General features: G+C 61.6%; 1 protein-coding gene. It reads left to right on the plus strand.

Going from position 1 to position 1,500, the window contains the following annotated elements; all coding sequences use genetic code 11:
• Positions 1–245: 245 nt before the first annotated feature.
• Positions 246–1,367, plus strand: coding sequence for a hypothetical protein (locus WFI00_RS17700; RefSeq protein ID WP_336642389.1), 1,122 nt, complete (start codon positions 246–248; stop codon positions 1,365–1,367).
• The last annotated feature ends 133 nt before the right edge of the window (positions 1,368–1,500 follow it).

Consider the following 1,500-nt stretch of genomic DNA (forward strand, 5'->3'; position numbering starts at 1 on the left):
AGTGTGACGCTTCCTGCTGTTCGTCATGATCTGACCAGTCTCCCTGCCCGGACCCCCGGGCAACAGGACGACTCACACAACCACCGGACCTACCGAACGGGGTCAGCCCAGTCACCCGCCCGGAGTCGGCAGACGAAGCCGTCAGACAAGGACGCGAGCGACAGAGCTCTCTCGGCTGGCAGTCGATCGCAACGCTGGTCGCTGATGGGAACGAGTGGACGTACCCGGGTGCAGTACGGTCACGCTTGCCGGAGGAGTTCCGCTCGGTCTCTCTGAGCCTGCTGCCGTTGGGGTCCGCGCTAACGGCCGTTGTCGCCCGTTTCGACCTGACGAGCGTCGCCTCAGCATCTCTCGACGCGGCGCTGCGAGCTGAGTACCAGCCGCGACTGCGCAGGACGAAGGGTCGCCTGCAAGTGCAGCAGCGGATGTTCGTGGCTATTGAAGCTGTTCAGGTGACCCGCGAAGCGCTTCACCAGTCGGGCCGCGATTGGTTGGCGCGGGAGCTTCCGGGCCTCTTCGCTGTCGAGGCAAGGGCATCACATCCGGCCGTCGATCTTCTCTTCACCCACGAGTTCGACCCGTTCCGGCATGCAGACCGAGGTCGCGATCAAATGAACTTCGAACGTGCCCTGGGGCTGGACGCGAGTCCTTTTACATTGACTCATTCGCGCGAGTGGAAACGCATACGCATCATGGATTACGCGTTCGAAACCGCGAATCGCGAATCACGGGACGTAGGTCTCGCACTGGTCGCCAAGTACGACCACGCTCTTGGACGGAAGAACGAGTTCAAGTACAAAGGCGACAAACGTAGCGCACAGGGCATAATGATCGACCTTGATTACGGCGTGCCCGGACTCATCACTCGATACGGACTCTTCGAGTTGCTGCACGTCAAGCAGAAGTCAGTAGCGCGAGCTCGGGATCAGGCGAGCACACTGCACTCTCGCCGACCAGTCACGAGCGCCAAGAAGCTGAGAGCGGCTGTCCTCCGGTCAAGCATCGACATGGCAACGGTCGCGCGTGATATCGAGTCCTTGGCTGAGAACACCTACCGGTACGAGTGGAACGTGCCTGACTTAGCTTCCCGTCGACGCAAATCTGACCGCTGGTCCAAGTCGGAGAAGGGTCTGTTGCGCGACTGGGCCAAGCGACAGGCTGAGGACGCACGAGGATTGGCTGACCTCGATCGTGAGCTCTTGGGCATTCTCGATCTCGCGAGCAGCTTGAACGCCTCTATCGAGGGCATCAGGTCACAACGGTGGGCGTTGTTCGTGGCACTGCTGTCACTTGTCTCATCGGCTGCTGCAGCATGGCTCGCGTACCTAGCCCTCGCGACGCCGCACACGATCCCAGGAGGGAGCTAGCGGCGGCTGCTTCGAGACGATCGGGACTGCTGCACGGATAGGTGACAGGTTGTAGTCACGCCGCCAGTGCGACGGTCGTGTTCATGATGGTCTCGAACTCGATGGGCGTCAAACGGCCCAGGCGGGCCTGCCG

The organism is Microbacterium sp. MMO-56 (assembly GCF_037146215.1).
Classification (GTDB): Bacteria; Actinomycetota; Actinomycetes; order Actinomycetales; family Microbacteriaceae; genus Microbacterium.